Source organism: Chitinophaga cymbidii (assembly GCF_007992715.1).
Lineage (GTDB): Bacteria > Bacteroidota > Bacteroidia > Chitinophagales > Chitinophagaceae > Chitinophaga > Chitinophaga cymbidii.
Genome location: NZ_BKAU01000005.1, coordinates 810,625 through 836,594 on the forward strand (window position 1 = coordinate 810,625; position 25,970 = coordinate 836,594).

Annotated in this window: 15 protein-coding genes and 1 pseudogene; 15 read left to right on the forward strand and 1 reads right to left on the reverse strand. The window is 52.8% G+C overall.

The window, feature by feature from the left end; translation table 11 throughout:
- Positions 1 to 8 precede the first annotated feature (8 nt).
- From CCY01nite_RS21900 to CCY01nite_RS21955, 13 genes and pseudogenes are all read left to right on the forward strand, one after another.
- Positions 9 to 1,700, forward strand: a pseudogene (locus tag CCY01nite_RS21900) (phosphoketolase family protein); the annotation flags it as partial.
- Positions 1,692 to 2,360: a phosphoketolase family protein gene (locus CCY01nite_RS26940; protein WP_246130019.1), complete on the forward strand. Its 669-nt coding sequence runs from the start codon at positions 1,692 to 1,694 to the stop codon at positions 2,358 to 2,360. The pseudogene CCY01nite_RS21900 and the gene CCY01nite_RS26940, both read left to right, overlap by 9 nt.
- 102 nt (positions 2,361 to 2,462) lie before the next feature.
- Complete coding sequence (locus CCY01nite_RS21905; RefSeq protein ID WP_146866242.1) at positions 2,463 to 3,053, forward strand: RNA polymerase sigma factor; 591 nt, start codon at positions 2,463 to 2,465, stop codon at positions 3,051 to 3,053.
- A 148-nt stretch (positions 3,054 to 3,201) separates the two neighbouring features.
- Positions 3,202 to 4,395: a FecR family protein gene (locus tag CCY01nite_RS21910; protein WP_146866244.1), complete on the forward strand. Its 1,194-nt coding sequence runs from the start codon at positions 3,202 to 3,204 to the stop codon at positions 4,393 to 4,395.
- 208 nt (positions 4,396 to 4,603) lie between these two features.
- A complete protein-coding gene (locus CCY01nite_RS21915; protein WP_246130003.1) occupies positions 4,604 to 8,143 on the forward strand; it encodes a SusC/RagA family TonB-linked outer membrane protein in 3,540 nt (1,179 codons plus the stop codon).
- An 11-nt stretch (positions 8,144 to 8,154) separates the two neighbouring features.
- Positions 8,155 to 9,525, forward strand: a complete 1,371-nt coding sequence (locus CCY01nite_RS21920; RefSeq protein WP_146866248.1) for a RagB/SusD family nutrient uptake outer membrane protein — start codon at positions 8,155 to 8,157, stop codon at positions 9,523 to 9,525.
- Between the two features lie 15 nt (positions 9,526 to 9,540).
- On the forward strand, positions 9,541 to 10,479 hold the full coding sequence (locus CCY01nite_RS21925; RefSeq protein WP_222614464.1) for a discoidin domain-containing protein: 939 nt from the start codon (positions 9,541 to 9,543) through the stop codon (positions 10,477 to 10,479).
- A 34-nt stretch (positions 10,480 to 10,513) separates the two neighbouring features.
- Positions 10,514 to 11,650, forward strand: coding sequence for a TlpA disulfide reductase family protein (locus tag CCY01nite_RS21930; RefSeq protein WP_146866250.1), 1,137 nt, complete (start codon positions 10,514 to 10,516; stop codon positions 11,648 to 11,650).
- Positions 11,651 to 11,844: 194 nt separating this feature from the next.
- Positions 11,845 to 12,444, forward strand: coding sequence for an RNA polymerase sigma factor (locus CCY01nite_RS21935; protein ID WP_146866252.1), 600 nt, complete (start codon positions 11,845 to 11,847; stop codon positions 12,442 to 12,444).
- A gap of 96 nt (positions 12,445 to 12,540) precedes the next feature.
- On the forward strand, positions 12,541 to 13,737 hold the full coding sequence (locus CCY01nite_RS21940; protein ID WP_186831200.1) for a FecR family protein: 1,197 nt from the start codon (positions 12,541 to 12,543) through the stop codon (positions 13,735 to 13,737).
- Positions 13,738 to 13,960: 223 nt separating this feature from the next.
- The gene (locus tag CCY01nite_RS21945; protein ID WP_186831201.1) at positions 13,961 to 17,389 is read left to right on the forward strand and encodes a SusC/RagA family TonB-linked outer membrane protein; all 3,429 of its coding nucleotides are present in this window, start codon (positions 13,961 to 13,963) and stop codon (positions 17,387 to 17,389) included.
- 11 nt (positions 17,390 to 17,400) lie between these two features.
- Positions 17,401 to 18,768, forward strand: a complete 1,368-nt coding sequence (locus tag CCY01nite_RS21950) for a RagB/SusD family nutrient uptake outer membrane protein (protein WP_146866258.1) — start codon at positions 17,401 to 17,403, stop codon at positions 18,766 to 18,768.
- Positions 18,768 to 20,315: a TlpA family protein disulfide reductase gene (locus CCY01nite_RS21955; protein WP_146866259.1), complete on the forward strand. Its 1,548-nt coding sequence runs from the start codon at positions 18,768 to 18,770 to the stop codon at positions 20,313 to 20,315. Before CCY01nite_RS21950 ends, CCY01nite_RS21955 begins: the two co-directional genes overlap by 1 nt.
- A gap of 76 nt (positions 20,316 to 20,391) precedes the next feature.
- Here CCY01nite_RS21955 and CCY01nite_RS21960 read toward each other — a convergent pair whose 3' ends face one another.
- Positions 20,392 to 21,000, reverse strand: coding sequence for an RNA polymerase sigma-70 factor (locus CCY01nite_RS21960; RefSeq protein WP_146866261.1), 609 nt, complete (start codon positions 20,998 to 21,000; stop codon positions 20,392 to 20,394).
- A 193-nt stretch (positions 21,001 to 21,193) separates the two neighbouring features.
- On the opposite strand from CCY01nite_RS21960, the gene CCY01nite_RS21965 reads away from it, so the two are divergent.
- Together CCY01nite_RS21965 and CCY01nite_RS21970 are read left to right on the forward strand one after the other, a co-directional pair.
- Positions 21,194 to 22,360 (forward strand): FecR family protein, encoded by a 1,167-nt coding sequence (locus tag CCY01nite_RS21965; RefSeq protein ID WP_186831202.1) that lies wholly within the window; start codon positions 21,194 to 21,196, stop codon positions 22,358 to 22,360.
- A 323-nt stretch (positions 22,361 to 22,683) separates the two neighbouring features.
- The gene (locus tag CCY01nite_RS21970) at positions 22,684 to 25,968 is read left to right on the forward strand and encodes a SusC/RagA family TonB-linked outer membrane protein (protein WP_186831203.1); all 3,285 of its coding nucleotides are present in this window, start codon (positions 22,684 to 22,686) and stop codon (positions 25,966 to 25,968) included.
- Positions 25,969 to 25,970 lie beyond the last annotated feature (2 nt).

Sequence of the window (25,970 nt, forward strand, 5' to 3'; positions counted from 1 at the left end):
TGAAAGACATGAACCCGAACGGACTGGAAGCAGTGCATGCATACTGGCAGGCTGCTAATTATCTTTCAGCAGGACAAATATTCCTGAAGGCTAATCCGCTGCTGCGGGAGCCGTTGCAGGCGGAGCATATAAAGCCGCGGCTGATGGGGCATTGGGGAACCTGTCCCGGACTGAACCTGGTATGGGCGCACTGCAACAGGCTGATAAGAAATACAGGCATGCGGCTGGTGTTCATCGCCGGGCCTGGTCATGGAGCGCCGGCAGTGCTTTCCTGCGCGTATCTGGACGGCAGCTTCACTGAACATTATCCCGCTGTTACGGAGGATGCGGAAGGCATGCGCCTGCTTTTCCGGCAATTCTCATCACCGGGCGGTATGCCTTCCCACGTTAGTCCGCTTACCCCCGGATCGCTGCACGAAGGGGGAGAGTTGGGGTACTGTCTTTCCCACGCTTTTGGCGCAGTGTTCGACGATCCCGGGCTGGTAGCGGTTTGTGTGATCGGCGATGGAGAGGCGGAAACCGGCCCGCTGGAAGGAAGCTGGAAGTCCATTCATTTCCTGCATCCGCAACGGGACGGCGCGGTCCTTCCCATATTGCACATGAATGGTTACAAGATCGCTTCTCCTACCATATTAGGCCGGTATTCCAACGATGAGCTCATTAAAAAATTCAGCGGCGAAGGCTATGCCGTCAGGATAGTAGAAGGGAGCGATCCGGAGGATGTGCATGGTCATATGGCAGCTGCCATGGATGAGGCTTACGACAGGATCATATCCATCAAACGCAGCGCCGGAAAAGAATTTAATTCGCACGAAGCCGGCTGGCCGCTGATCATCCTGAAAACCCCTAAAGGCTGGACCGGCCCTGAAACGCTGAGCGGAAAACAGGTGGAAGGCAGCTTCCGTTCACACCAGGTACCACTGGAAGAAGTGAAGCATGACGATATAGAACTGGCCGCATTGGAAAAATGGCTGCGCTCTTACGAGCCTGAAAAGCTGTTTGATCCGGCAGGAAAGCTGACCGCGCCTGCTGCTTCCAATATTCCGCCGGCCGCGCTACGCATGGGCAATTCTCCTTATGCCAATGGCGGAAACAATCCCCAACCATTACGCCTACCCGAAACGAACAGATATCGCATCAACGCACACCCGCCCGGAACGCGAAAAGCCAGCGCCACAAAGGAGGTGGGAAAATTCCTGCGGGACGTATTTGTGGAGAACCGCGAACACAATAACTTCCGGCTGTTTTGTCCGGATGAGGCAAGCTCCAACAAGCTGGACGCAGTTTTTGAAGTAACCTCCCGCTGCAGCATGCTTCCCGTTCATGGCCCGGATGAACACATCGGGCCGGAGGGGCGGGTGTTTGAAGTATTGAGCGAGCACCTGTGCCAGGGCTGGCTGGAAGGCTACCTGCTCACCGGCAAGCATGGCTTGTTCGCCACGTATGAGGCGTTTGCGCCCATCACCGATTCTATGCTCACCCAGTTTGCCAAATGGCTGAAAGGCTGTAGGGATACCCCATAGAGAAAGCCGCTGCCTTCTCTGAACTACCTGCTCAGCTCCCATTGCTGGCGGCAGGACCACAACGGTTACTCGCATCAGGCGCCTGGCTTCATCAACAACCTCATCACAAAGAAAAGCGGGCTCTTCAATGTATATGTTCCCGCCGATGCCAATATGCTGATAACGGTGATGAGCAGATGCCTGTCTTCCACGCACCGTATCAACGTTATTATTGCAGGCAAGCAGCAGGAACTGCAATGGCTGAACATGAGCGGGGCGGAGGAGCATGTGCGCCGCGGCGCTTCGGTATGGAATTGGGCCTCCACCAGCGGAACGGAGCCTCCCGATATTGTACTGGCCTGCTGCGGCGATGTGCCTACGCTGGAAACCATAGCGGCGGCAGCCATTTTACGGGAGCGCGCCCCGGAAATGAAGATACAGGTAGTGAACGTGGTGAGCCTGATGTGCCTTGCCACGGAACAGGAACATGCGGCAGGCTTGCCGCATGAAGCGTTCATCACGCTGTTCGGGGAAAACACGCCGGTGATCTTCAATTTCCACGGATACCCCGGCGTGATCGAAGATATCCTGCATCGCCGGCCACATCCGGAACGGTTCTATGTGAAAGGATACCGCGAAGAAGGAACCACTACCACGCCATTTGATATGACGGTACTGAACGGCATCAGCCGTTATCATGTTTGCATGGAAGCGGTTGAAAAGAACCAGGCTATGCCTGAGCGGCACAAGGAGCCGCTGCTGGAGATGTGCCAGCTGAAGCTGCAACAGCACCACGCCTATATCAGGGAACACCTGGAAGACATGCCCGAGATCCGGAACTGGGAATGGAAGTATTAAACGGCCGGCTGCGCCCGGCATCTGCCATTTCCGCATTTGCCGGAATTCCTTTCTTCAGGATTTTTATTTAAACTTGCAGTTCAAGTCAAATGCTGATAGTTATTGTCAGAAATCCAGTCAAATCCTGAACGCGAATTATTGCTGCTGGTGTCCCGGGGGGACGAGCAGGCTTTTGAGAGAATGATCTACCTGTACTCGGAGCGCGTTTTTTTTCATGCCCTTACTTTCATCAAATCATGGCATCAGGCGGAAGAGCTGGTGCAGGATATCTTTATGCGGATCTGGCAGAAGCGGGACAAGCTGGGGGAGGTGGAGAACTGGGATAAATATCTTTTCACGGTCAGCCGGAACTTCCTGATCAATGCGGTGCGGCGCGCCGGCGCGAAGTTCGAGCTGGGCGAGGCGGATGATGTTCCCGATCTGCTGACGCCGGACCAGCAGCATGAGAACAAGGAGCTGCGCACCTTGCTGGATAAGGCCATTCAGCAGCTGCCGGACCAGAAACGCGCCGTTTTTACCATGATCCACCTGGAAGGCGCCAACCAGGAGAAGGTGGCCCGGGCGCTGGGGATCGCTACCCGCACCGTACGCTGGAACCTGGTTTCCGCGATGAACGAGATCCGGGACTTCCTCCACCGGCATGCTGTTGACCCCCTTCCCGTTATTTTACTGCTCTGTCTGCCCGCGATCTAGCGGGATATACCTCCTCAAAGGGTTTTGCGCTGCCTGCCCGTGATCCGGCAGGACGCCCCTCAAAAAAAAAGTTGCCATTGCTGTTGCCGCTTTTTTCCTTTCCGGGTGTCTATAGGTATGTGCCGCCTCATGTGCGCACCATAAAACTATGCATCAGCAACAATCTATTGCCGACCTCGTAGAGAAATATAACAGGGGATTATTGTCCGCCGCGGAAAAGGAAGCCTTCTTTCAATTGTTTGAAAGGGATGATCTTGATCCGGAGGTAGAGGATTATCTATGGCAAAACTACCGGCAGCAGGCGGAAACTGCTGCCTGGCCGGAGGAGTTCCGCAAGATGTTCGCGGAGCGCATGGCCCGGCGTATCATTCGATCTGCACAACCTTCCATTTCAAAAGAGGTACGCATGACGCCTTTCCTGCAAAGACGCTGGTGGCGCTATGCCGCCGCGGTACTGATCGTAGCGGGAACAGGCGCGTATCTCTGGAATGCCGGCCGTAACCAGCAGGTGGTGGCGCCCGCACAGTCCGCCCGGGCGGAGGTATTGCCCGGCACCAACGGCGCCGTGCTCACGCTGGCGGATGGCACCCAGGTGGTGCTGGACAGCCTGGGCAACGGCGTGGTGGCCTCCCAGCGAGGAACTAACGTATTGCTGAAAAACGGGCAGCTGGAATATCATACTACAGACAGCCGCATGCAGGTGAGCTACAATACGCTGGAAATACCCCGTGGGCGGCAGTTCCAGCTCGTGCTGCCGGACGGCTCCAAAGTATGGCTGAACGCTGCCAGCTCCATAAAATATCCCACTATTTTCTCCGGCAGGAACAGAACGGTAGAGATCAGCGGTGAAGTGTTTTTTGATATCGAGCAGGATAATGCCAGGCCGTTCATCGTGAAAGTAAGCGACAGTTCCGTATTAGAGGTGCTGGCTACGAGTTTTAACGTAAACGCCTATGAGCAGGAGCAGGCGGTGAAAACAACGCTGGTGGAGGGCGCGCTCCGTGTGAATGCGAACAACGGCCGGCAGCTGCTGAAGCCTGGCCAGCAGGCGCAGGTGGCCGCGGGCAAGCCCATCAGGGTAGTGAACAACGTCAACATCAGCCAGGCTACCGCCTGGAAGAACGGATATTTTGATTTTAATGATGTGGACCTTCCGGTGATGATGCGCCAGCTGGAAAGATGGTATGATATAGAAGTGATCTACGAGGGAACCGTGCCGGAGGTTACATTTAAAGGAAAGATGGACAGGAACGTACAATTGTCTGATGTAGTGGGCTTCCTGAAGAATTTCGGGATAAACGCCAGCCTGAAAGACCGGAAATTATTGATCTCCGGTTCCTGATAATGCAATAGAAATCCAGATAACCCCGAAACTTTCTGAACAAAGAAGCCGCCACGATTGCAGTCGCGACGGCTAAACGGTCCGGATTGCTTGAAGATATTACTAGTACTCTTTACAACCAAAACCAATGCAATTTATGCAAAAATTCGCTTTGGGTTACCGGGCTGCCTTGGGGGGGCGCCGTAACCTTTTTAAAATTCTTCTGGTGATGAAGCTCACGATGATTTTACTCACTGCTTTTTTACTGGACGCCAGCGCCAAAATCTCGGCGCAGACGGTCACCTATTCCGGAACGAACGTTTCGCTGGAAAAGATATTCGCGGACGTTGAAAAGCAGACCGGCTACTTTATCCTGTATACCGAAAAAACATTGGAAAGTACCAAACCCGTTACCGTATCGGCAAAGGATATGGAGCTGCGGGACTTCCTGGCGGTTATTTTTCATGGCCAGCCGCTTAAATACGCTATCGCCAGTAAAACCATTACCGTATCCGCATCCGCACCGGAAAAGGTTTTGCCATATATTCCAAAGGAGCAAAGTGCCGTCGCAATGATCACCGTGCTGGTGAACGATTCCCTCGGAAAGCCGCTTTCGGGCGCTTCCGTGGCTGTGCGGAACAGGAACATCTCCGGCATTACAGATGCCAGGGGCATGTATAGTTTGAATGTTGTGGAGGGAGATATCATCATGGTTTCTTATGTAGGATACCAGACAAGAACGGTGGTGGTCACATCTTCCATGCTGTCTTCCAACAGCCTCACTATTTCGCTGACGCCGGCCGTTACCACCTTGTCAGATGTGGAGGTGACGATCAATACCGGCTACCAGCGCATCCGCCCGGAACAAAGCACCGGCGCCGTTTCCCGGATCAGCACCAAAGAATATGAATCCCGGATCAGCACCAACTTCATAGACGGGCTGGTGAACAGGATGCCGGGTCTGATGATCAACAATGATGTGCCGTTTGTAAGCACCGGGCCGGACGGCAGGTCCTCCTCCCGGAGCTTGTTCAATATCCGCGGTATCAGCACTATGTCCGCCAACCAGAATCCGCTGATCGTGGTAGACGGCTATCCCACAGAGCTGACGCTGGACATGATCGATCCGAACGAGATCAAATCCGTGACCATCCTCAAAGATGCTGCCGCTGCCACCGTGTATGGCGTGCGGGCTTCCAATGGCGTGATCGTGATCGAAAGAAAGCAGGCGTCGCTGGGCAAGCCGAGATTCGCCTTCAGGGCAACTACCGGCATCACGCCGAAAGAAAATTACAACCGTTACCGGTGGGAAGACAGCGCTTCTGCCGTTGTCGCCAATTATCAGAAAGCCGTGAGCGGCCCAATCGCCACAGAAAGCGCCTGGGATCAGCTGCATACGCCCAACAGTACGCTGCCCCGCAACAGGGTATTTTATATCCTGGCGCAGCAGGCGGCAAAAATAATTACGGACGAGCAGGCAACGAGGGCGCTGGCCGACCTGTACAGCTACGACAATACGGACGACTACAGCCGGTTGTTCCTTCGTTCTCCGGTCACGCAAACCTACAACCTGAACGTTTCCGGTGGCAATAGCAACGCGCTGTACTACATTACGGCGAACCATACACGCAACCGGGAAACCTATAAAAATAACGACAACAACAGAACGCTGCTCAGCGCCCGCAGCACATTGAGATTTTCCCAAAAGCTTTCCCTGGAACTGACGCTGGACTACCAGGAACAAAATGATAACAGCGCGCCCGTGCCGTCCTTCACTTCCATAGCGCCCTACGAGCGCTTCCAGAATGTGAACGGAACGCCAGCGTATATTGTAGCAGACGGCATTTCACCTTATTACAATGATGTGCTGATGGCGCGGGGATTGTACGACCAGTTGTCTTACCCCCTGGTAGACGTTAACGAGATCAGGGACAAAACACGTACCATCAATAACAAGATCATGGCTAATTTCAGCTATATGATCGGTGGCGGTTTTGATCTGACGTTCGGTGGTATTTATGAAACTTCCCGGTCAGACTGGCGCTCCCTGGCCTCAGAGCTTTCTTCCGACACCCGCCAGATCGTGAACGCTTATGTTGCCGTGAACCCGGACGGAACGCTCAAGTACAATATACCCAAGGGCGGATACCTCCAGCAGCAAGCCTCCACTACATCCAGCTATACCGCCCGCGCGCAGCTGAATTACAACAAAAGGATCGGCAGCCAGCATTCCGTTAACGCGATACTGGGTGGAGAAGTAAGGAACCTGGTAGACAAAAGCAACCTGGCCAGCTATTTCGGTTATAATGATGAAACATTGCTGCAGCAGCCGGCAGACCTTGCTTCCATCAATACAGGAGCGGTAAGAGGCTCCTTTGGGTTGACACAACCTTTACACGATGCATATGAAACCCTGTTCGGCCAGGTGTATGCCGAAGACAGGTTTTTATCCGCCTATGCCAACATTGTATATTCTTTCAAAAACATCTATTCGCTTACCGGCAGTATGCGTATAGACCAGTCCAACCTCTTCGGCACGAACCCCAAGTACAAATACAAACCGCTCTGGTCTGTCGGTGCGGCATGGAATATTCACCGGGAAGACTTCATGCGGGAGGTTTCGTGGGTCAATATGCTCAAGCTGCGGATGGCTTACGGTTTCAACGGGAACGTAGCCAAAATGTCCCTCCCTCAGGTGATCGCCGAAGCAGGGATGAACCCGTACACTTCACCCGCCAGCCCTTCGCTGGAGCTGCTTTCATATGCGAACAGCAGCCTGCGCTGGGAGCAGACGAACAACTTCAATATCGGCCTGGATTACAACATTTTCAGGAACATCAACGGTACGGTTGATTTCTATACAAGAAAAAGTACAGACCTGTTGGGCAACGCGCAGATCGATCCTACTATCGGTGTAAGCCCTTCGCTGATCAACACGGCGACTATCAGCAACAGGGGCATTGAAGTGGGTGTGAATGCGGACTGGATCAAGAAACGGGATTTCAACTGGAACTCGGGTATTGTGGTCGCGCACAATAGCAGCAAGGTGCTGGAGGTGTTCCAGAACGGCCCCTACAATCCCGAAACACTCAGCGCACTGGGATACGTAAAAGGCTATCCCGTAGGCGGGTTATTCGCTTACCGTTTCGCGGGGCTTGACAGCACCGGGCATCCGCTGGTGCTGAATACAAAAGGGCAGGCGTATCATACGGACAAGCGGGGTTCCGGCACACCTACGGCACTGGCTATGAAAAGCGATACCTCGGGTCTTACCATGTACATGGGATCTGCTATTCCTACTGTCAATGCGGGTTTAAGCAACCGGGTAGATATCGGCAACTTCTATGTTTTCTGCATGATCAACTATTACGGCGGTTTTAAGGTAAGGGTACCCCGGCCCAGTCCCGGTTCACTGAGGCCGCAGGAAGGTGCGGGCACTTACTGGAAAGCTCCCGGCGATGAGTTTGTAACAGACGTGATGGCGCTGCCGGGATATAACAATGCTACTGCTTCCAATCCGTACAACTATGCGGACAAATACGTGGTCAACGGAGATTACATCACCCTGGGCGACCTGACGGTTTCTTACAGCTTTGACAATGCTCCGTTCATCAGGAAAGCCGGCTTCAGTCATTTTGAAGTGAAATGCCAGGCATCCAATCTGCTGACGGTTGGTTTGAACGAATACAACTACAGCGTGGCTACCGGCAGTTATCTCAAACGTTATATGACGCCTACCTACACCGCCGGCATTTTTACCAACTTTTAAACTGTACATGCGTGAAACACTTTAAATATATCCTGATTCAGTTAATACTTGGCAGCCTGTTGCTTACGGGATGCGATAAATACCTGGATGTGACCCCGAAGGGCAAGAAGCTGCTTTCAACGGCTGCGGATTACGATCAGTGGCTGAACGACCAGTTGCTGGCAAGAGGGTCCGGCGAGCCATACTGCTGGTCTAACTATTTTGGCGATAACGCGGATATTGCGGCTATTACTACACCTCCTACACAGCTTTATGAGCTGATGTATACATGGGCGCCGCAGTTCTCCGTAGACCTGAATGCATCCACTGCTTTCTGGGGAGAGCATTACGCCCGTATCAACCAGTTCAATACGGTATTGCTGGGAATAGATGACGCCATCGCCGCCACCGGCAGCCAGAAGCGGAGCCTGAAAGCGGAAGCGCTGCTGGGCCGCGCGCTGGAATACTTTTATCTGGTGAATGAGTACGGCAAGCCTTATGATTCCGCTACTGCCGGCGAAGACCAGGCGGTACCCTTCGTTACCTCCAATGACGTAACGCAGGAGGTACCGGCGCGAAGCACCGTTGCCGAAATTTACAAGCACATCATCGATGACCTGAATGCCGCCATTCCCGATCTGCCGGTGGATAACAGCGGCAACCGCTTCCGCGGCTCTATGGCAGCGGGTTACAGCGTACTGGCCAGGGTATATTTTTATGCGCGGAACTATACGGAAGCGCGGAAGAATGCAGAACTGGCATTGACGATGGGCAAGGCGGAGATGATCAATTTCAATGGGCCGCTTCCTTCAACGAACCTGCTCAGCACGCACCCGGATGTTATTTATGGCCGGATGGTCATTGGACAAGTGGCGGCTGATCTGGATTTCATGCGTTCTTTTGCCGGCAATGATCTCCGCGTCAGGATGTTCTATCAGAGCACAGACGGTTTTTCTTTTACGACCAGGGGCGCCACCGTGTACTTCCCGCCACAGGTCAATTCCATTTTATACTATACCAATGCCGGCACCTCCGTGCAGGAAATGAAGCTGATCATCGCGGAATGCGCGGCGCGCGCCAACGAACTGCCGGAAGCCCTGCAGGCGCTGGACGATGTCCGCAAGAACAGGTTCCCCGCCGCCAGCTATGTGCGCTTCGAATCAGCAGACCCGGAAGAAGTGTTGCAGGAAGTACTGCTGGAAAGAAACCACGAGCTGCCTTTCTGCGGGCTGCGCTGGTTTGACATGCGCCGGCTGGACAAGGAGAACAGGATGGCTGAAGTAGTACGGTACGATGCGCAGGGCAACGTGATCGCCACGCTGCCGCCGCATAGCGAACGTTACACCCTGCAGATACCCATACAGGTGACGCGCTTCCATCCCGATATGCCACAGAACCCATAATCAAAAACATCAACAATGCGTACTATTTATATCCAGATATTCTGTTCGTTCATTTTATTACTGGCCGCCTGCCGCAAGGACGACAGTCCCGCGCCTTTGCCCGGAGGCAGCATTTCGTTCCAGCTGCCCGCGGATAAAGACACTGTGCAAATACCTGTTTCCATATTGAAGGATTCAGCTATGGTGGTAGGACTGAAAGCGGCCTTATCCGGCCACACATCATCTTCAGACCATTGGGTCAGCTTCGCCGTGGATACCGCCAGGATCACGGCGTACCGTGCCGAGTACGGAGATGCGATGGTGATGCCGAAAACTTCCTGGTTGTTCTACAAACCCACCACACGCATCGCGGCGGGTTCCCCGGTTTCCGAAGACGCGGAGCTGAACATCGGCCTGCAGACGAATTTGATGGAGTATTCTACTTACGTGCTGCCGGTGGTCATCCAGTCGGTAGACGGCAATCCGGACGGCATCGCTACCAGCAGGGTGGTGTACCTGGTATTCAAAACCGGTAAGCCGCTGGTGATCAGCAAAACCGGCTGGACGATCGATGGCGTATCTTCCGTATTCAACGCATTTGCCGCCGCCAATGTGCTGGACAACAATAATCTCACAACCTACTGGGCCAGCAATATCACGCAGCAAATGCCGCAGTGGATCTCCATCAATTTTAACCGGGATATCACCTTCACGGCGGTGAATTACTATTTACCTCCGCTGTTAAGTTATCCTACTCTGGGCGGTTATCCCACCTCCATCAGGATAGAAACGAGCATGGACGGCGTCAGCTGGACGGACAAAGGCGTATTTGAAGGCAACGTCGCCGATAATATGCAAACGATCGATACCGGCGAAACCACCGCCCGGTACCTGCGTTTTACTTCGCTGGCATCTGTTAAATACGCCTCCATGTACGACGCCATTTTCATCAGCGGCATATCGCTGGTGCCATAACATTATTTCCTTCATTAATGAACATAATATCGCAATGAAAAAGAGTATGATCCTGGCGGCAGCCTGCTGCCTTCCGTTGAGCTTGTTGGCCCAGAAGGGATTTACCATCCGTGGAAAGATCGGTACGCTGGATGCGCCCGCCAAAGCTTACCTGAATTATAAAGATGACGGTAAGGAAGTCATCGATTCCGTTATACTGCGTAAAGGCAGCTTCACCTTTAAAGGTGCGCTGGCCGCTCCCACGATGGCCGTGCTCACTGTAAAGCACGATACCGTTACCCGGCCGAGAAATGCGGAGCGCGACGCGCTTTATTTCTATATAGAAAATTCCAGCATCACCGTCACCGCGAAAGAATATATCCGGCAGTCAGCAGTGAAAGGCTCCGCTACAAACGATGACGACAACGCGCTCAAAGCCCTGCAGAAGCCTTACCGCGACAGCGCCAGCGAACTGATGGCCAAATACAATGCCGCCACGCCGGAACAGCGGAAAGACAGCGTTTTCCTGGCGCCGATCAGGGCCATCATGCGCACCACGCAAGCCGGGTACGACAGCGTTAACCGCGCATTCATCGCCGCACATCCCAATTCCTACATATCCCTCATTACCTTTCAACAGCTGGAACTCGGCTACAATTTCAATCCCGATACGGCCGCGGTGAAGTTTGCACGCTTCCCCGCCAGCCTGCGGGAATCTTCCGCCGGAAAAAAGATGGCGGCCATCATCGCCACCAGCAAGAAAACCCAGATAGGCGTTCCGGCGATGGATTTTACACAGAAAGACACCACCGGAAAATCCGTCAGCCTGTCCGATTTCCGCGGGCAGTATGTGCTGGTAGACTTCTGGGCTTCCTGGTGCAAGCCCTGCCGCGCGGAGAACCCGAACCTGCTGAAGGCTTATAACAAATACAAGGAGAAGAATTTCACTATACTGGGTGTGTCGCTCGACGATGAGGACGGCAGAAGGGCCTGGCTGGGCGCTGTGAAGAAAGACAGTCTGCCATGGACGCAGGTGTCTGACCTGGAAGGGTTTAAAAGCAAGGCTGCGGTGATGTATGGGGTGAGTGCGATTCCTTCCAATTTCCTGGTGGACCCGAAGGGGGTTATTATTGCGAGGAATTTGCGGGGGGAGGAGCTGGAGAAGAAACTGGGCGAGTTGTTCAGGATGTAGGCATGTTCCGCTACGCGGAATCACAGGAAGAGGCTGTACCGTACCGGTACGGCCTCTTGCATTTGAGGCCGCCGGGCATGGCCATGTGCGGCGGCTATCAGCGCTCCTGCAGGGAAGCATTGTTTGTCGGCAGGAAGGAGCATTTGATAAACTTAGGGGTTTTTATTAATTCGCTTTACTTTTGAGGCGGAGATTTGGAAAACACAGCGTTAATATATCGACACGAAAAAGCACTTTTTGAACGCATCGCCGAAGGCGATGAGGATGCGTTTAATGCCCTGTTCCATGCCTATGTGCCGCTCCTGCACGAACTGGTGATGAAAGTTACCGGTAAGGAATGGATGGTAAAGGACATTATCCAGGAAGTGTTCCTGTACCTGTGGTTAGACCGCGAAAAGCTCATCCATGTGGAAGTACCCCGCAACTGGATATTTAAAATAGCTTATAACCGTTCCTATAGCTGGCTGGCCCGTCAGGCGGCGAGGGACCGCAAAGCGCAGGAATGGGCGCCGCTGCAGGAAGGTGCCGGCAACGAAGCCACGGAGCATGAGCTGGCTTTCCAGGAAACCTCCCGTCTTATCCGCGAGGCTACGTCATTATTACCCGTACAGGCCCGCCGTATCTTTCAACTGAGCCGCGAGGAAGGGCTCCGGCCCGGGGAGATTGCAGCAGAACTGGGGCTTTCTGTGCAGACGGTCCGCAATTCCCTTGTGCGTTCTGTTAAATCCGTCAAATCCTATCTTGCCCGTAAGGGAATCATATTGCCCGCATTACTGATAATGGGCCTGCTATAATTTTTTCTCCGAATAGGTATATTCCTGCTTTTCGATGTACATATAGATAGCGCCATGCGCTGAATGGTGTTTTTTAAATCCTTTTCCGGAATTCTTATGGAGGATGCTCAACATACCGAATGGCGGCAACTGCTGGCCAGAACAAGAAACGGCCCGGCTTCTGCGGAAGATTATAACCGGCTGATAGCGCTTTTGAACGCAGATGAAAGCGGTACGCTGCAGGCGGAGCTGGATGCCTGGCTGGCATCAGCGGAGGTGACGTCGTATAAGCATGTACAGCCTTACGACCGGGATTACTGGCAGCAGGCATTTATGGACATGCGCGCTGCCGCCCGGAGAGAGCGCAGGTCAACGGGCCGTTGGGTGCGTATAGGATGGGCTGCCGCTGCTGCCATACTGGTGGGCATATCGGGATTGCTCCTGTGGCCTGCAAAACAACCGGCATCCGAAAATGCATCCGCCAACGTAGAAAACAAGCAGGACGTACCGCCCGGAACCGAGGGGGCCGTATTAACACTGGCGGATGGCACAAAGCTCACGCTGGATAGCCTGAACAGCGGTTGGCGGACGCTGCAGCAAGGTACGCAGGTAAGCCTGGAAGATGACCGCGTAGTATATGACCAGGCGCCCGGCGCTCAACAGACGATGGCATACAATACGATGCAAACACCCCGCGGCAGGCAGTTCCAGGTAGTGCTGCCGGATGGTACGCGCGCATGGCTGAATGCGGCCAGCAGCATTACGTTCCCGGTTTCGTTTGATGACCGGGAAAGGCGTATCAGGATAAGCGGCGAGGTTTACCTGGAAGTGGCGGCAGATGCCCGCCGGCCCTTTTATGTACAGGTGAATGAGCTGGCGGACATAGCGGTGCTGGGTACTTCGTTTAACGTACATGCCTATCCCGGTGAAGCCGCGATACGGGCCACATTGCTTTCGGGCAGGATACGGGTATCCCGTACCGGTGTGCAGGAACCGGTTACTCTGCTTCCCGGCCAGCAGGCGCGGGTACCGGTTGCGGAGCACACTGCGTTGAAAGTAGTGGATGTGCCGGATGTATCCACGGTCATTGCCTGGAAGAACGGGCTTTTCAATTTTGAAGGGCTGCAGCTGCCGGAAGTATTGAAGCAGCTGGAAAGATGGTACGATATCCGGGTGGAAATTAAAGGAACGGCATCAGGCAGGATCTTCCGGGGAAAGATGTACAGGAACGTAAACCTGTCCGACGTACTGGAGATCCTCCGGAAAATGGGCGTGCAATATAACTGGGATGGAGAAACGCTGACTGTTTATTAATATAAAAATCTGCTATTGACACCAGGTGGGCCTGGAAAAAACAAACCGGAAGTGCTGGAAACACTCCCGGCGATGTTAAGGCTGCACCAATGACGACGAATCATTTTTTTACAACCAAAACGGATCACAATCTATGAAAAAAAAGGCGAATGCCAACGGCTTCGTTCCGGCTTCCGGCACGGAACGGCCGGGTTGTCACTTGATCAACCAAATCAGGAGGATTATGCGATTGACGGGATTGCTATTGACGGTTTGTCTGATGTCTGCCAGTGCTGAGGGACTGGCACAACGGATCTCGGTAACAGGCAAACAACTCACCTTAAAACAGGTTTTTGAAGCGATTGAACGGCAGACCGATTATGTAGTGCTTTACTCAGACCCAGTTCTTCAGCTGTCCAGACCTGTGGCAATGCATGCGGACAAGATGCCGCTGGATGAGTTTTTGTCCACCGTCTTTGCGGCGCAACCGCAACTCAGCTACGGGATCAAAGGGAAAAGCATATTTGTTATCGAAAAACCTGCCGGGTTTACAGAAATCGCGCAACAGGTGGAAATACAGCTGACGGACTCCGCCGGTCACGCATTGCCCGGGGCAACGGTGCATAACCGCAGCCGCCAGCAGTCCGTTATAACCGGTCACGACGGACGGGTGACGATCAGTGTGTTTCCCGGTGACGTCCTTGTTATCCGGTATATAGGTCACGAGCAGCTGACCCTGAAAATAACGGAAACGCATATCCGTGAAAAAGTGCTCCGTCTGCAGCTCAAGGGGGAAACGGTGGTACTCCGGGAACTGGCGGTGGTAGCCACCGGGTACCAGGAGATTCCGCAGGAGCGCGTAACCGGCAGCTTTACCCGGATAGGAAGGGAAACTATTGAACGGAGCACCGGCATGAGCATTCTCTCCCGCCTGGAAGGCGTATCCAACGGGTTGTTGCTGGACCGTAATGCCGGCAACCCGGATCAGATCAGCATCCGTGGGCGAAGCACGATTTTTTCCAATACGCGCCCGCTGATCATCCTTGATAATTTTCCTTATGAAGGAGACATCAATCTCATCAACCCTAACGACATCGAAAGCGTTACCCTGCTTAAAGATGCTACGGCGGCCTCTATCTGGGGCGTACGTTCTGCCAACGGGGTGATCGTTATCACCACCAAAAAGGCTAAACGGGGTTTCCGGCTGGAACTGAGCACCAATCTCGGCATTTCCGCAAAGCCCGATGTATACTATACCAAACAGATGACTTCCGCGGAATATGTTGATGCGGAAAGGCGGCTTTTCGCATTGGGCGAATATGATCGCAACATCAATAACGGTTATAGCCCATTGTCGCCCGTAGTGGAGCTGCTGGCACAGGTGAGGGCAGGCCGTCTGCAGGCAGACGAGGCGGACCGCCGGATCGCGGAGATTGCGGGGCATGATGTACGGGACGACCTGGACCGGTATTTCTACCGGAAAAGCGTTCAGCAGCAGCATTTGCTAACACTTTCATCGGGCGGGGAAAAACTGAAGAATATCTTCTCGATAGGCTACGACCGTGGACTGAATAACCGGGTAGATCAGCGTTCCAGCCGGTTTAACCTGCGTTCCGCCAATGAGTGGACGATTTTAGGCGACCGGCTTAAAGCTAACCTGGACGTGCTGTTCTCCCAGTCCCGGGAAACAACCGGCAATGCCGCAGGGTATATGCCCCGCACGCCTTACGCCAAACTGGCCGAGAACGGAGCACCGCTGGAGGTAATGACGCTCAGCACCCTGCGGTCTTCTTACACGGATACGGCAGGGCAGGGGCTGCTGCTGGACTGGAAGTACAGGCCGCTGGATGAAATGCAGCGCGAACTGAACCGGTATGATCAGCAGGACCAGCAACTGCGTATCCAGGGCAGTATCAGTTCGAGGATATACCGTTCATTTGAGATAAAGGTCAGCTACCTGCACAGCCTGGGCAGGACCGACGCTTCCACGCTTTATGATCCGGCATCTTTTTACGTCCGCGACCTGGTCAATCAATATTCGCAGGTAGATCACGCCAACCGGACAGTACAGTACGTGGTGCCGAAGGGAGCGATACTGAACGAGAGCTTCTATCGCCAGCGATCACAATATGGGCGCATTCAGCTGAACTGGGATGAGCGCCTGGGCACGATGCACCGGCTCGGCGGAATGATCGGCGCCGAATGGCGGCATGACGAGCAGACGGCGAATAACCCGCCCAACCTGTATGGATATGATGCTGAAACAGAGAGCCAGGTAAGTATAGATGACGTTAACTTTTACGAGATTTATCACACCGGCTTCTACTCCCGTCTGACCAATACTGCTAGCCGCTCGAAAAGTACAGACCGTAACCGCTCTGTATATGCCTTGCTTTCCTACGATTATAACAGCCGATTGATGTTGACCGCCAGCGCCCGCAAAGACGAATCCAACATCTTTGGCGTGGCTTCCAATCAAAGAGGGGTGCCATTGTGGTCACTGGGAGCGGCTTATAACCTGCATACCCTTCTGCCTGACAGGAAAGAGGTGCTGGATTATCTGAAGCTGCGTACCACCTTCGGTTATAACGGGAATGTTGATAAAAACACCACCGCCTTTCTCACCTCGAAGCTGGATCGCTCTACCAGCCTCTGGAATATGCCGATAGACGTTATTTTGAATCCGCCCAATTCCACATTGCGCTGGGAACGGGTGCAGAATATGAATATAGGAATGGACTTCAGCCTCTGGAATGGCCGCGTTGGCGGTGTGGCGGAATATTATATAAAAAACGGCAAGGATCTGATGGGGTACAGTCCGGTTGCGCCGCAAACCGGCGTAGTACAGTTTTACGGAAACGTGGCCGCCACGCACACGGCGGGGCTGGACATGCAGCTTTGGTATAACTGGACCCCGAAACGGGCGGTGCGGCTGCGCACAGACCTGATACTGAATATCAGTAAAGACCGCGTAACGGAATATTACATTCCTCCCGGTTCCAACACGGATATTGTAAGCAGCCTGGGCATCGTGCCGATCGAAGGTTATCCGATCAACGCGCTTGTCATGTATGCCTTTGAAGGGCTCAACGATAAAGGTGATCCGCTGGGCCGCACCAGCCGGGGAGTTACAGATGATTGGGGAGATATCCAGAACGGGCAGGACCGCAATAGTATTGTGATGATGGGATCTAAAGTGCCGGTACAGTTTGGCAGCCTGCGCAACACCATCAGCTGGAAGCAGCTGGAACTGTCCTTTAACCTGCTGTTCAAGTTCGGGTATTACTTCAAACGCACCAATTCCTTTTACACCGGCGGCCTGATCGGCGGCAGTTACCAGTATTCCGATTACGCGCTGCGCTGGCAGCAACCCGGCGATGAATTGCATACCACCGTGCCGGCATTTCTGTATCCGGACAATGTCAACCGTAACACCTTTTATCAGCATTCCACCGTACTCGGGCTGCGGGGTGATCACATACGTTTCCAGGATATCCGCCTGGCCTACGATTGCCAGCCCCGTGTAAAAGGTATTTCCGGTTTGCAGGTATATGCTTACCTGTCTAACCTGGGCATTATCTGGCGGAAGAACAGCCAGGGGCTGGACCCGCATGTGTTGTCCGGTTACCCGGTACCGTTGCAATTGTCCATCGGAGCACGTGCTCATTTTTAAATCAGAACAACATGAGAAAACTATTATACATACTGATGCTGCCTGTGCTGGCTTCCTGCTCGGATAAGTTCCTGGACCCGAAGCCCAATAGCAACATCCTTACACCCAGCCGGCCGGAGGATTTTCAAAGGCTGCTCGATAACTACGAAATACTCGGCAGAAGCGCTTCCCTTCCTGATCTGGCGGCGGATGACTACTTCATCAACAGTTACAGCTTCTGGCAAAGTTCCCGTTCCGCCGTAGAAAGGGCATCTTACGTCTGGGAGCAGGACGTGTATGGCGGGGAAGCAGAGATCGAAGACTGGGAAGGCCCCTATGAAGCGGTCTTTTATGTGAATAATGTGATAGCCGAGCTCAACAGGCAGGAAGGTCCGCTTACCGGCGATATGCGGGATATTTACGGGCAGGCGCTCCTGCACCGCGCTAAAGCTTATTATGACCTCGTGAGCAATTTCTCCGCGCCCTTCGATCCCGCCACACAGGAGCAGGACCTGGGCGTTCCGCTGCGCCTGGACCCTTCTATTGATTACACGGTACAGCGTTCCAGCGTGAAAGCCTGCTACGATCAGATATTCGGCGATGTGCATGCTTCACTGGAATATCTTTATTACAATGTGCCGCTGGCGCAGCGGAACCGTCCCACCCGGCTGGCCGCATTTTCACTGCTGGCACGTATACATCTCAGCCGCCGGGAATATACACAGGCGCATCGGTATGCGGACAGTGCACTGCGCTATTATGATGTACTGATCGACTATAATACTGTCAGTACTACGTCCAATACTCCGTTTACCCGCACAAACGACGAACTGATCATGTATGGAACAGGCGTGCGGTATAACAATCTTGCCCGCCGTAATACTTCAGGAAGCGTATTTGTAGACACCGTGCTGATAGCGATGTACGACCAGAACGACTTGCGGTTGCAGGTTTATTACCGCAGGGAAGCAAGCGGTTATCATACGCACAAAACAGGATATAACGGTACCGGTCTGTACGCATTCAGTGGATTTGCGGTGGACGAACTGTATCTCATCAAGGCGGAGTGCCTCGCCCGTGAGGACAAACTGTCCGAAGCGGCGGGGTGGCTGGACCGCCTGCTGGTAAAGCGTTATAAGACCGGCACGTACACATCCCTGCAGTTCGGCAATAAAGCAGAGGCCTTGCAAAAGGTGCTGGGCGAAAGACGAAAGGAGCTGGTCTGGCGCGTACTCCGGTGGAACGATATCAAACGCCTGAACAAGGAAGGCGCTAACATCACCCTCAGGCGAAAGCTGGATGACCAGCACTTTACCCTGGCGCCTAATTCTCCAAGATACATTTTTAACATTCCTCAAAACGAGATCAACCGCAGCAACATCACTCAAAACCAACGATAATGAAAATCATGCTTAATTACCTGAAGGCAGCGGCCATTGCCGCCTGCCTGGGACCCCTTTTCCCTGCCGGCAACCTGCTGGCACAATCGTCCTCCACATGCACGATGAAAGGAACCGTTTCGCCGGAGATGGATATGGAATACTTAGAGATACAGGCGCCCGTGGGCTTATATGAAGAATATGATCCAACAGATGTGCCACGGCAGAAAATACCGGTAAAGAACGGCCGGTTCATCATCGAGTTAAAAGCCGGTCAACCTTTTGTATTGTATATCAGGCTTCCATTGGACAGGCAAACGGCAGCATGGCGCGCCAATTTCTATTTTAGCTGGGTGCCCTGGCGGCTTGCGCCCGGCATGGACGTGGAGATGAAGCTGGACACTAACGGCATGCATGTGAGTGGAAAAGATGCCGCCCTCCTGGAATGCCAGCTTGCCCTGAAAGACATCTATGTGCAAACAAATAAACGGATAATGGCGCTGAAGAATGCAGCCAGGCTTTCCGACAATCATGGAGATTCCACGGAAAACTATCGCAGGATGTATAACCTTTTACAGAGCCATCATAAAGCGATGGAAGAAGGAGAACAGGCTATACGCGGTGTGCTGGCATCTTACAATGGACGGATAGATGAGAGCTTACGCGGGATACTGTTGTACGACTGGATGGGTTTTTCCCGCAACAACATGTCATTGAGTACTTACAACATGAAATACGACATGGGGACCAGCGTTCACAAGCAGGCGGTAAAGGACTTTTACCTGAGGTATATGCTCCGGAAAGACCTGTCTGAAAAACAGAGCGGGTATAAAACACCATCTCATGCTTATGCCAATTACCTGTACAGAAAAATCTTTACGGACTTGAGGTTTATGTTAAGCGCCAGCGGTTACCCGCTTTTGCCTACGTACGATCAGCTGATGAAGTATGCGAGGCTGGTATATACCGGCAGCGTATACGACCAGGTAGCCCTGATGGCGTATATGGGCCGTAACATAAAGGAAAACCTGGATGATAATGTAGTGACCGGTATATTGGCTAACATGCAGCATCCGGAGTACAGGAAACTGATGCAGGATATTTCCTCGCGCAAACGCCGCTTCCAGCCCGGGCTCAATTATTCCCTGGCGGATGATAAAGGCCGCATCCGCACGCCGGCGGACTTTAAAGGTAAAGTGGTGATAATGGATTTCTGGTTTACGGGATGCCACTGGTGCGCGGTACAGCATCAGAACATGAAGCCGGTAAAGGAATATTTCAGCAAAGATACCAGTGTGGTTTTTCTCAGCATCAGCAACGATCGTACAAAGGAAAGCTGGCTGAAGAGTGTGAAAGAAGGAAAATATTCCGATGCTACGGATGTGAATGTATGGGCAGAGGAAACCGATGGCAAAACGGACATCATCCGTTACTATAATATCAAAGCTTTTCCTACGCTGATCATTGTAAACGGGAACAACGAATTGACCACCGTGAATGCGCCCTCACCGTTTAATGAGGCGCGCCGGAAGGAGTTCATTGCGTTGGTGGAAAAGGCAAAAGAATAGTATTTTCACAACAAACGCCCCGGGCCCCCGGGGCGTTGCGTTTCCTGTCTTCGCTTTTTATGCCGTGCTCGACAATTCAATAAACAGCCAGACAATCATTCATGGATATCAGCATCAGGGCCAGCAGCTCATATCCCTGCAAATCTTTTCGTAATATCCTCAAAGCCTTGCCCATGTGCTTTTCTACGGTGTTTACAGATATGTTGAGCTTTACCGCGATCTCGCGGTAGCTTAGCTGATCGTTTCTGTTCAGCAGAAATACTTCTCTGCACTTTTCCGGCAGGCGGCGCAGGGAATTTTCCACCCGTTGCTCCAGTTCTCGAAATTCAGCCAGCTCATTGGCGGCAGGCGCATAGTCCACATCTTCCAGGTGCAGGATGTAGTGCAGCTTTTTCTGTTGCATCCAGCTGCGATAGCGATTGTAGATCCGGTATCGTGCCGCGGTGAAAAGATAGGCATGCAGGGTTTGCTGAATTTGGAGTTGCTCCCTTCGTTCATATAGGGAAATGAAAATTTCCTGCACTATTTCTTCGGCCTCCGCTTTTTGCTGAAGCCTTTTATAACAGAATTCCGTGAGGGGCGCCCAGTATTTCTCATAAATCGCCGCCAACGCCCCCTGCGCATTGTGTTGCAGCTGCTGAACAAGGTGAAGGTCCGTATCGTTATCGGGAGTGCGTCTCGTCATCAGGTACCGGCATATATCGGAATAAAAGTAAGAAACAATTTCCTAACCTCTTTGCAAACCCCGGCTCCGGTTAACTTTTCTGTAAAATTTTTTTAGATAAAGATGGCGGTAATGATCATTTGGCGTGACATATTGATATAGCGCCATATCATTTATGGCCTGTTATCCATATTTAAGCAGGAAATATACCAGCATGAAGCAGCAGGAACTAAAGATACTTCTGGACAAATACCTTGATGGGCAGCCGTTGAGTGAGGAAGAGCAGGCGCAGCTGGCGCAGTGGGATACGCGGTTTGACGGGGAGCAGGGGCTGTTGGAGCAACTTACAGATGTGGAAAAGGAGCATCTGCAGCAACGTATATGGCAGAACGTGGCGCTGGCGGCTGCCCCCGGCACGCAGGGCCATCGGCCCCGATATCGCCGCATGATACGGTATGCCGCTGCGGCGGCTATACTTTTACTCCTTGGAATAGGGGGCGGATGGTTGCTATTGACAGACCGGCAGGAAGCGCCTGAACTGGACAGCCATCATATATCGCCGGAACAGATATGGCCCGGTACAAAAACGCCGACGTTAACACTGGCAGATGGCCGGAGTATCCGGCTGGATAGCCTGAAACAGGGGGAACTGACAAGGGAAGGCGCCGTACAGGTGGTTAAAGAAGAGGACGGGCAGATCACCTATAAGCCCGGCAAAGATGCCGGGGACCAGTTGTTGCAGTATAATACACTATCCAATCCCAGAGGAAGCAAGGTTGTGCAGATCATGCTGGCGGACGGTACGGCGGTATGGTTGAATGCAGGTAGTGCTGTCACATATCCCACCGCTTTTACGGGGAAGGAACGCCGGGTAAGGATCACAGGAGAAGCCTATTTCGAGGTTAAGCCGGATAAAAAAAGACCCTTCATCGTGAGCTATAACGAATATACCGCGGTACATGTGTTGGGCACCCGCTTTAATGTAAATGGGTACGAGGATGAGCCTGATGTAAGGGTGACCTTGCTGGAAGGTAGTGTGCTGGTACATCACCGCAACGAACAATTGCGCCTGCGGCCCGGAGAGCAGGCACGCATCGGAACAACGCTCAGCCTCGCCGGAAATGTGAATACAGACGAGGTAATGGCCTGGAAAAACGGGTATTTCAGCTTTAATGGTACGGATATTCGCGTACTGATGCGCCAGATTGCACGCTGGTATGATGTGGATGTGGTGTATGAAGGAAACGTCCGGGAGATGCGTTTCGGCGGGGAAATGCCCCGTAACACCAGCCTCGCCCAGGTACTGGAAATGCTTCGCACCAGCGGGGTGAACTGTAAAATGGACGGCCGTCAATTAATTATAAATCAAAATCGCTTTTAACTAAAATCAACCAGCATCAATTTCATGTGATATTTATTAGCGCAACAGCGCGCACAAAAGTAAACAACCGGCTATGAAAAACCCCGCTGTCAGGCGGGGCTGGCTACCGGTGCGCTAACACCGGAAGCTTTTATTTGGCCGGTTAACCGATAAGACAAGATCCCGGAACGGATTGTTTATTGATTAACGTAAACCAGTACAAAGTTATGGATTTTAAGGAATTCACGGTTCCATCAGGGAAGCTGTGCCCGCAAATTATTTGGTGTAGGACAAGACCGCCTGTTATCAGGTGGACTGCTGCCATAAAAACGATGTTGAATGTTATGAAGCTTACTACTTTAATGCTGCTTGTAACCTGTTGCATGGCCAGCGCCCGCAGCTTTTCACAGAAGGTAAGCCTGCAGGTGCAGGAGGTTTCACTGAAAGCGGTAATTGCCGATATTAAAAAGCAAACCGGTTATACTTTCTTTTATAATGAGGAATGGCTGGAAAAAGGGAATGCCGTAACGCTCAACCTGCGGAATGCAGACTTGCACACTGTGCTGGATGAGGTGTTCAAAAATCAGCCGCTGCGTTACCGGTTGATCAACAAAACGATCGTGCTGGCATTGAAAAGTGAACCCGCACAGGCCACCGTACCTTTGCCACCGGTAAAGGTACGGGTGATGGATGCTACAGGCAAACCACTGGCCGGCGCTTCCGTGCTGAACCGCAGCACACGTAAAACCGGGATTACTGATGCAGAAGGCATGTGCACAGTGGAAGCCGTAGCCGGTGATGTGATAGAAGTGTCGTTTATTGGCTACGCCACGCAGGTTGTCACACTTCCGGAAGGCCGCATGAATACATGGGATATTCTGTTGAAGCAGGCAAACTCCAAACTGGACGAAGTGCAGGTGATCGCATACGGCACCACTATCCGGCGTTTTTCTACAGGATCGATCGGCACGTTGAAAGCGGCGGATATTGAGAAACAGCCGGTGGGCAATCCGCTGGCTGCATTGCAGGGCCGCATAGCCGGTCTGAATATATCTGCAACCGGCGGCGCGCCCGGGGCGGCTATCAAAGTGCAGGTGCGCGGCAAGAACTCGCTGACCAATGGGTCCGATCCCTTATTCATTATCGATGGGGTGCCTTTTGCACCAGGCAATGAAAACATCAACCAGCATTTTTCCCTGGCCAGTACGGGAACGCCAAGCAATTTTGCTACCGTTAGCCCCTCCAGTGTCACACGCGGAAACACCACGCTCACTGCCGGCCTGAGCCCTTTCCAGATCATCAACCCTGCTGATATAGAAAGTATTGAAGTGCTCAGGGATGCTGATGCCACGGCTATCTATGGTTCCAGGGGCGCAAACGGGGTTATTCTGATCACTACCCGGAAAGGTGCGCCTGGCAAGACTGTCTTTAACGCCCAGGTATACACTGGCGCCAGTAAAGTGACCCGTTTATGGAAAATGATGAATACGCAGGAATATGTGAAAATGCGCCGGGAGGCTTTTAGTAATGCCAACCGGCCGCTTACGCCCGCGGATGCATACGATCTGCTGATCTGGGATACGACGGCTTATACAGACTGGCAGCGGCTCCTCATCGGGGGAACGGCACATACCACAGATGCGAATGCCCGCTTGTCAGGCGGGAACGAGCGCACGCAATTTATGCTGGGCGCCGGCTTCAGAAGAGAAACGAATGTATTCCCGGGGGAACATGCCAACGTTCGGGGCTCACTGCAAACTTACATCAGCAACACTTCCCGGAATGAAAGGTTCCAGACGCAGCTACGTATTAACTATGGCGCTACCAGGAATGAATCGGCAGGCAGCATGCCCGGAATTGATCTGCCGCCTAACGCACCTTCTCCATATGATGCCGGCGGAAAGCTGAACTGGGGCCCCGAGGGCGCGCGGTTCGCAAACCCTATGGCAGGCTTGCTGAAGCAGGCAAATATGGATATGGAAAATATGCTGGCTAACCTGCAGCTGTCTTACAAACTGGCCAAAGGCCTGGTGCTGAAAACCAGCCTTGGGCATAACAGCATCCATACAAAAGAAAACAACATTATTCCGGTGGCTTCACTGGACCCGCTGAATACGCAGACCGGTTCCTTTTCCCTCTCCAACAGCCGCCTTAAAAGCTGGCTGGCGGAGCCGCAGCTGGAATATGCTTTCCGGTACAGGGATATGAAAATGACGGCGCTGGCCGGCGGTACATGGCAATATAATAACCGTACTTCTTCTTCTGTTACGGGAAGAGGTTATACGGATGATGCATTTATAAGTATGCTGAATGCGGCAGACGGGTTGTCTGCCAGCAATTCCTATGTACGGTATAAATATGCCGCCGCGTTCGGAAGGTTTACCTGGCGCTGGCATGACCGGTATCTGCTGAATTTATCCGGCCGGCGGGACGGTTCCAGCAGGTTCGGAGATGGCAGAAAGTTCAGCAATTTCGGCGCCGTAGGCATGGGATGGATTTTTTACCAGGAACCTGCGCTGAAGCATGCGCTGCGTTTCCTGAGCTTCGGCAAGCTGCGGGGCAGCTACGGTATTACGGGAAGCGACCAGATCGGGGATTATATGTATCTCAATACCTGGTCTCCCGCCGCCGCCAAAGCAGATGGCCTGCCTGCGCTGATGCCGGATGCGCTGTTCAACGACGCCTTTAACTGGGAACGCAACCGTAAACTGGAAGGAAGCCTGGAATTGGGATTTTGGAACGACAGGGTGCTGACTACCGTTTCGTACTACCGGAACCGTAGTAATAACCAGCTTGTTCAATACAAATTACCGGCTCAAACGGGTTTTGCCGGCGTTATCCGCAATTTTCCCGCATTGATACAGAACAGCGGCTGGGAATTCGAGATCAATGCCCGTCCGCTGGAACGTGCTTTTACCTGGAATACAGCAGCCAACCTCTCCTTACCGCGTAATATATTAAAGTCTTTCCCGGGTATTGAATCTTCCAGTTACAACAACATCTATGTAGTCGGGCAATCCATTAATCTTATCAGGGCCTATGTTGTAGAAGGAGTAAATCCGCAAACCGGAGTATACACGCTGAAGGATGTGAACCGGGACGGCACCGCCAACCTGCTCGACCAACAGGTGATCGGCCATACCGACCCCGCTTTTTTCGGAGGATGGAGCAACAGCTTCGCCTATAAAGGCGTGGAACTGGACGTTTTCCTGGAGTTCAAGAAAATTTTCGGATATAACCAGTATTACGCCAGCGCCTATGCCGGCGACATGCAAAACCGTCTCGCCTCGCTTACCGACCGCTGGCAGCAACCCGGCGATGCGGATGCGAAGTTCCAGCAAGCTACCGCCTTTTCCAGTCCCGCCTTTACCATGGCTTCCCGGATTAGGTCTTCTGATATCGCTTACGGTAACAATTCATATATGCGGCTCAAATCCCTCATGCTTTCATACAACCTGCCTGCAGACCGGCTGAAACCGGCCGGCATAAAGGCATGCAGAATTTATTTCCAGGGATATAACCTGTTTACCTGGAGCAGCAACAGGGAAGGAGATCCGGAAGCACCGATCAGTACACTGGGCATCCCACCGTTGCGGACGGTTACGGCAGGGCTTAACATTACTATTTAATT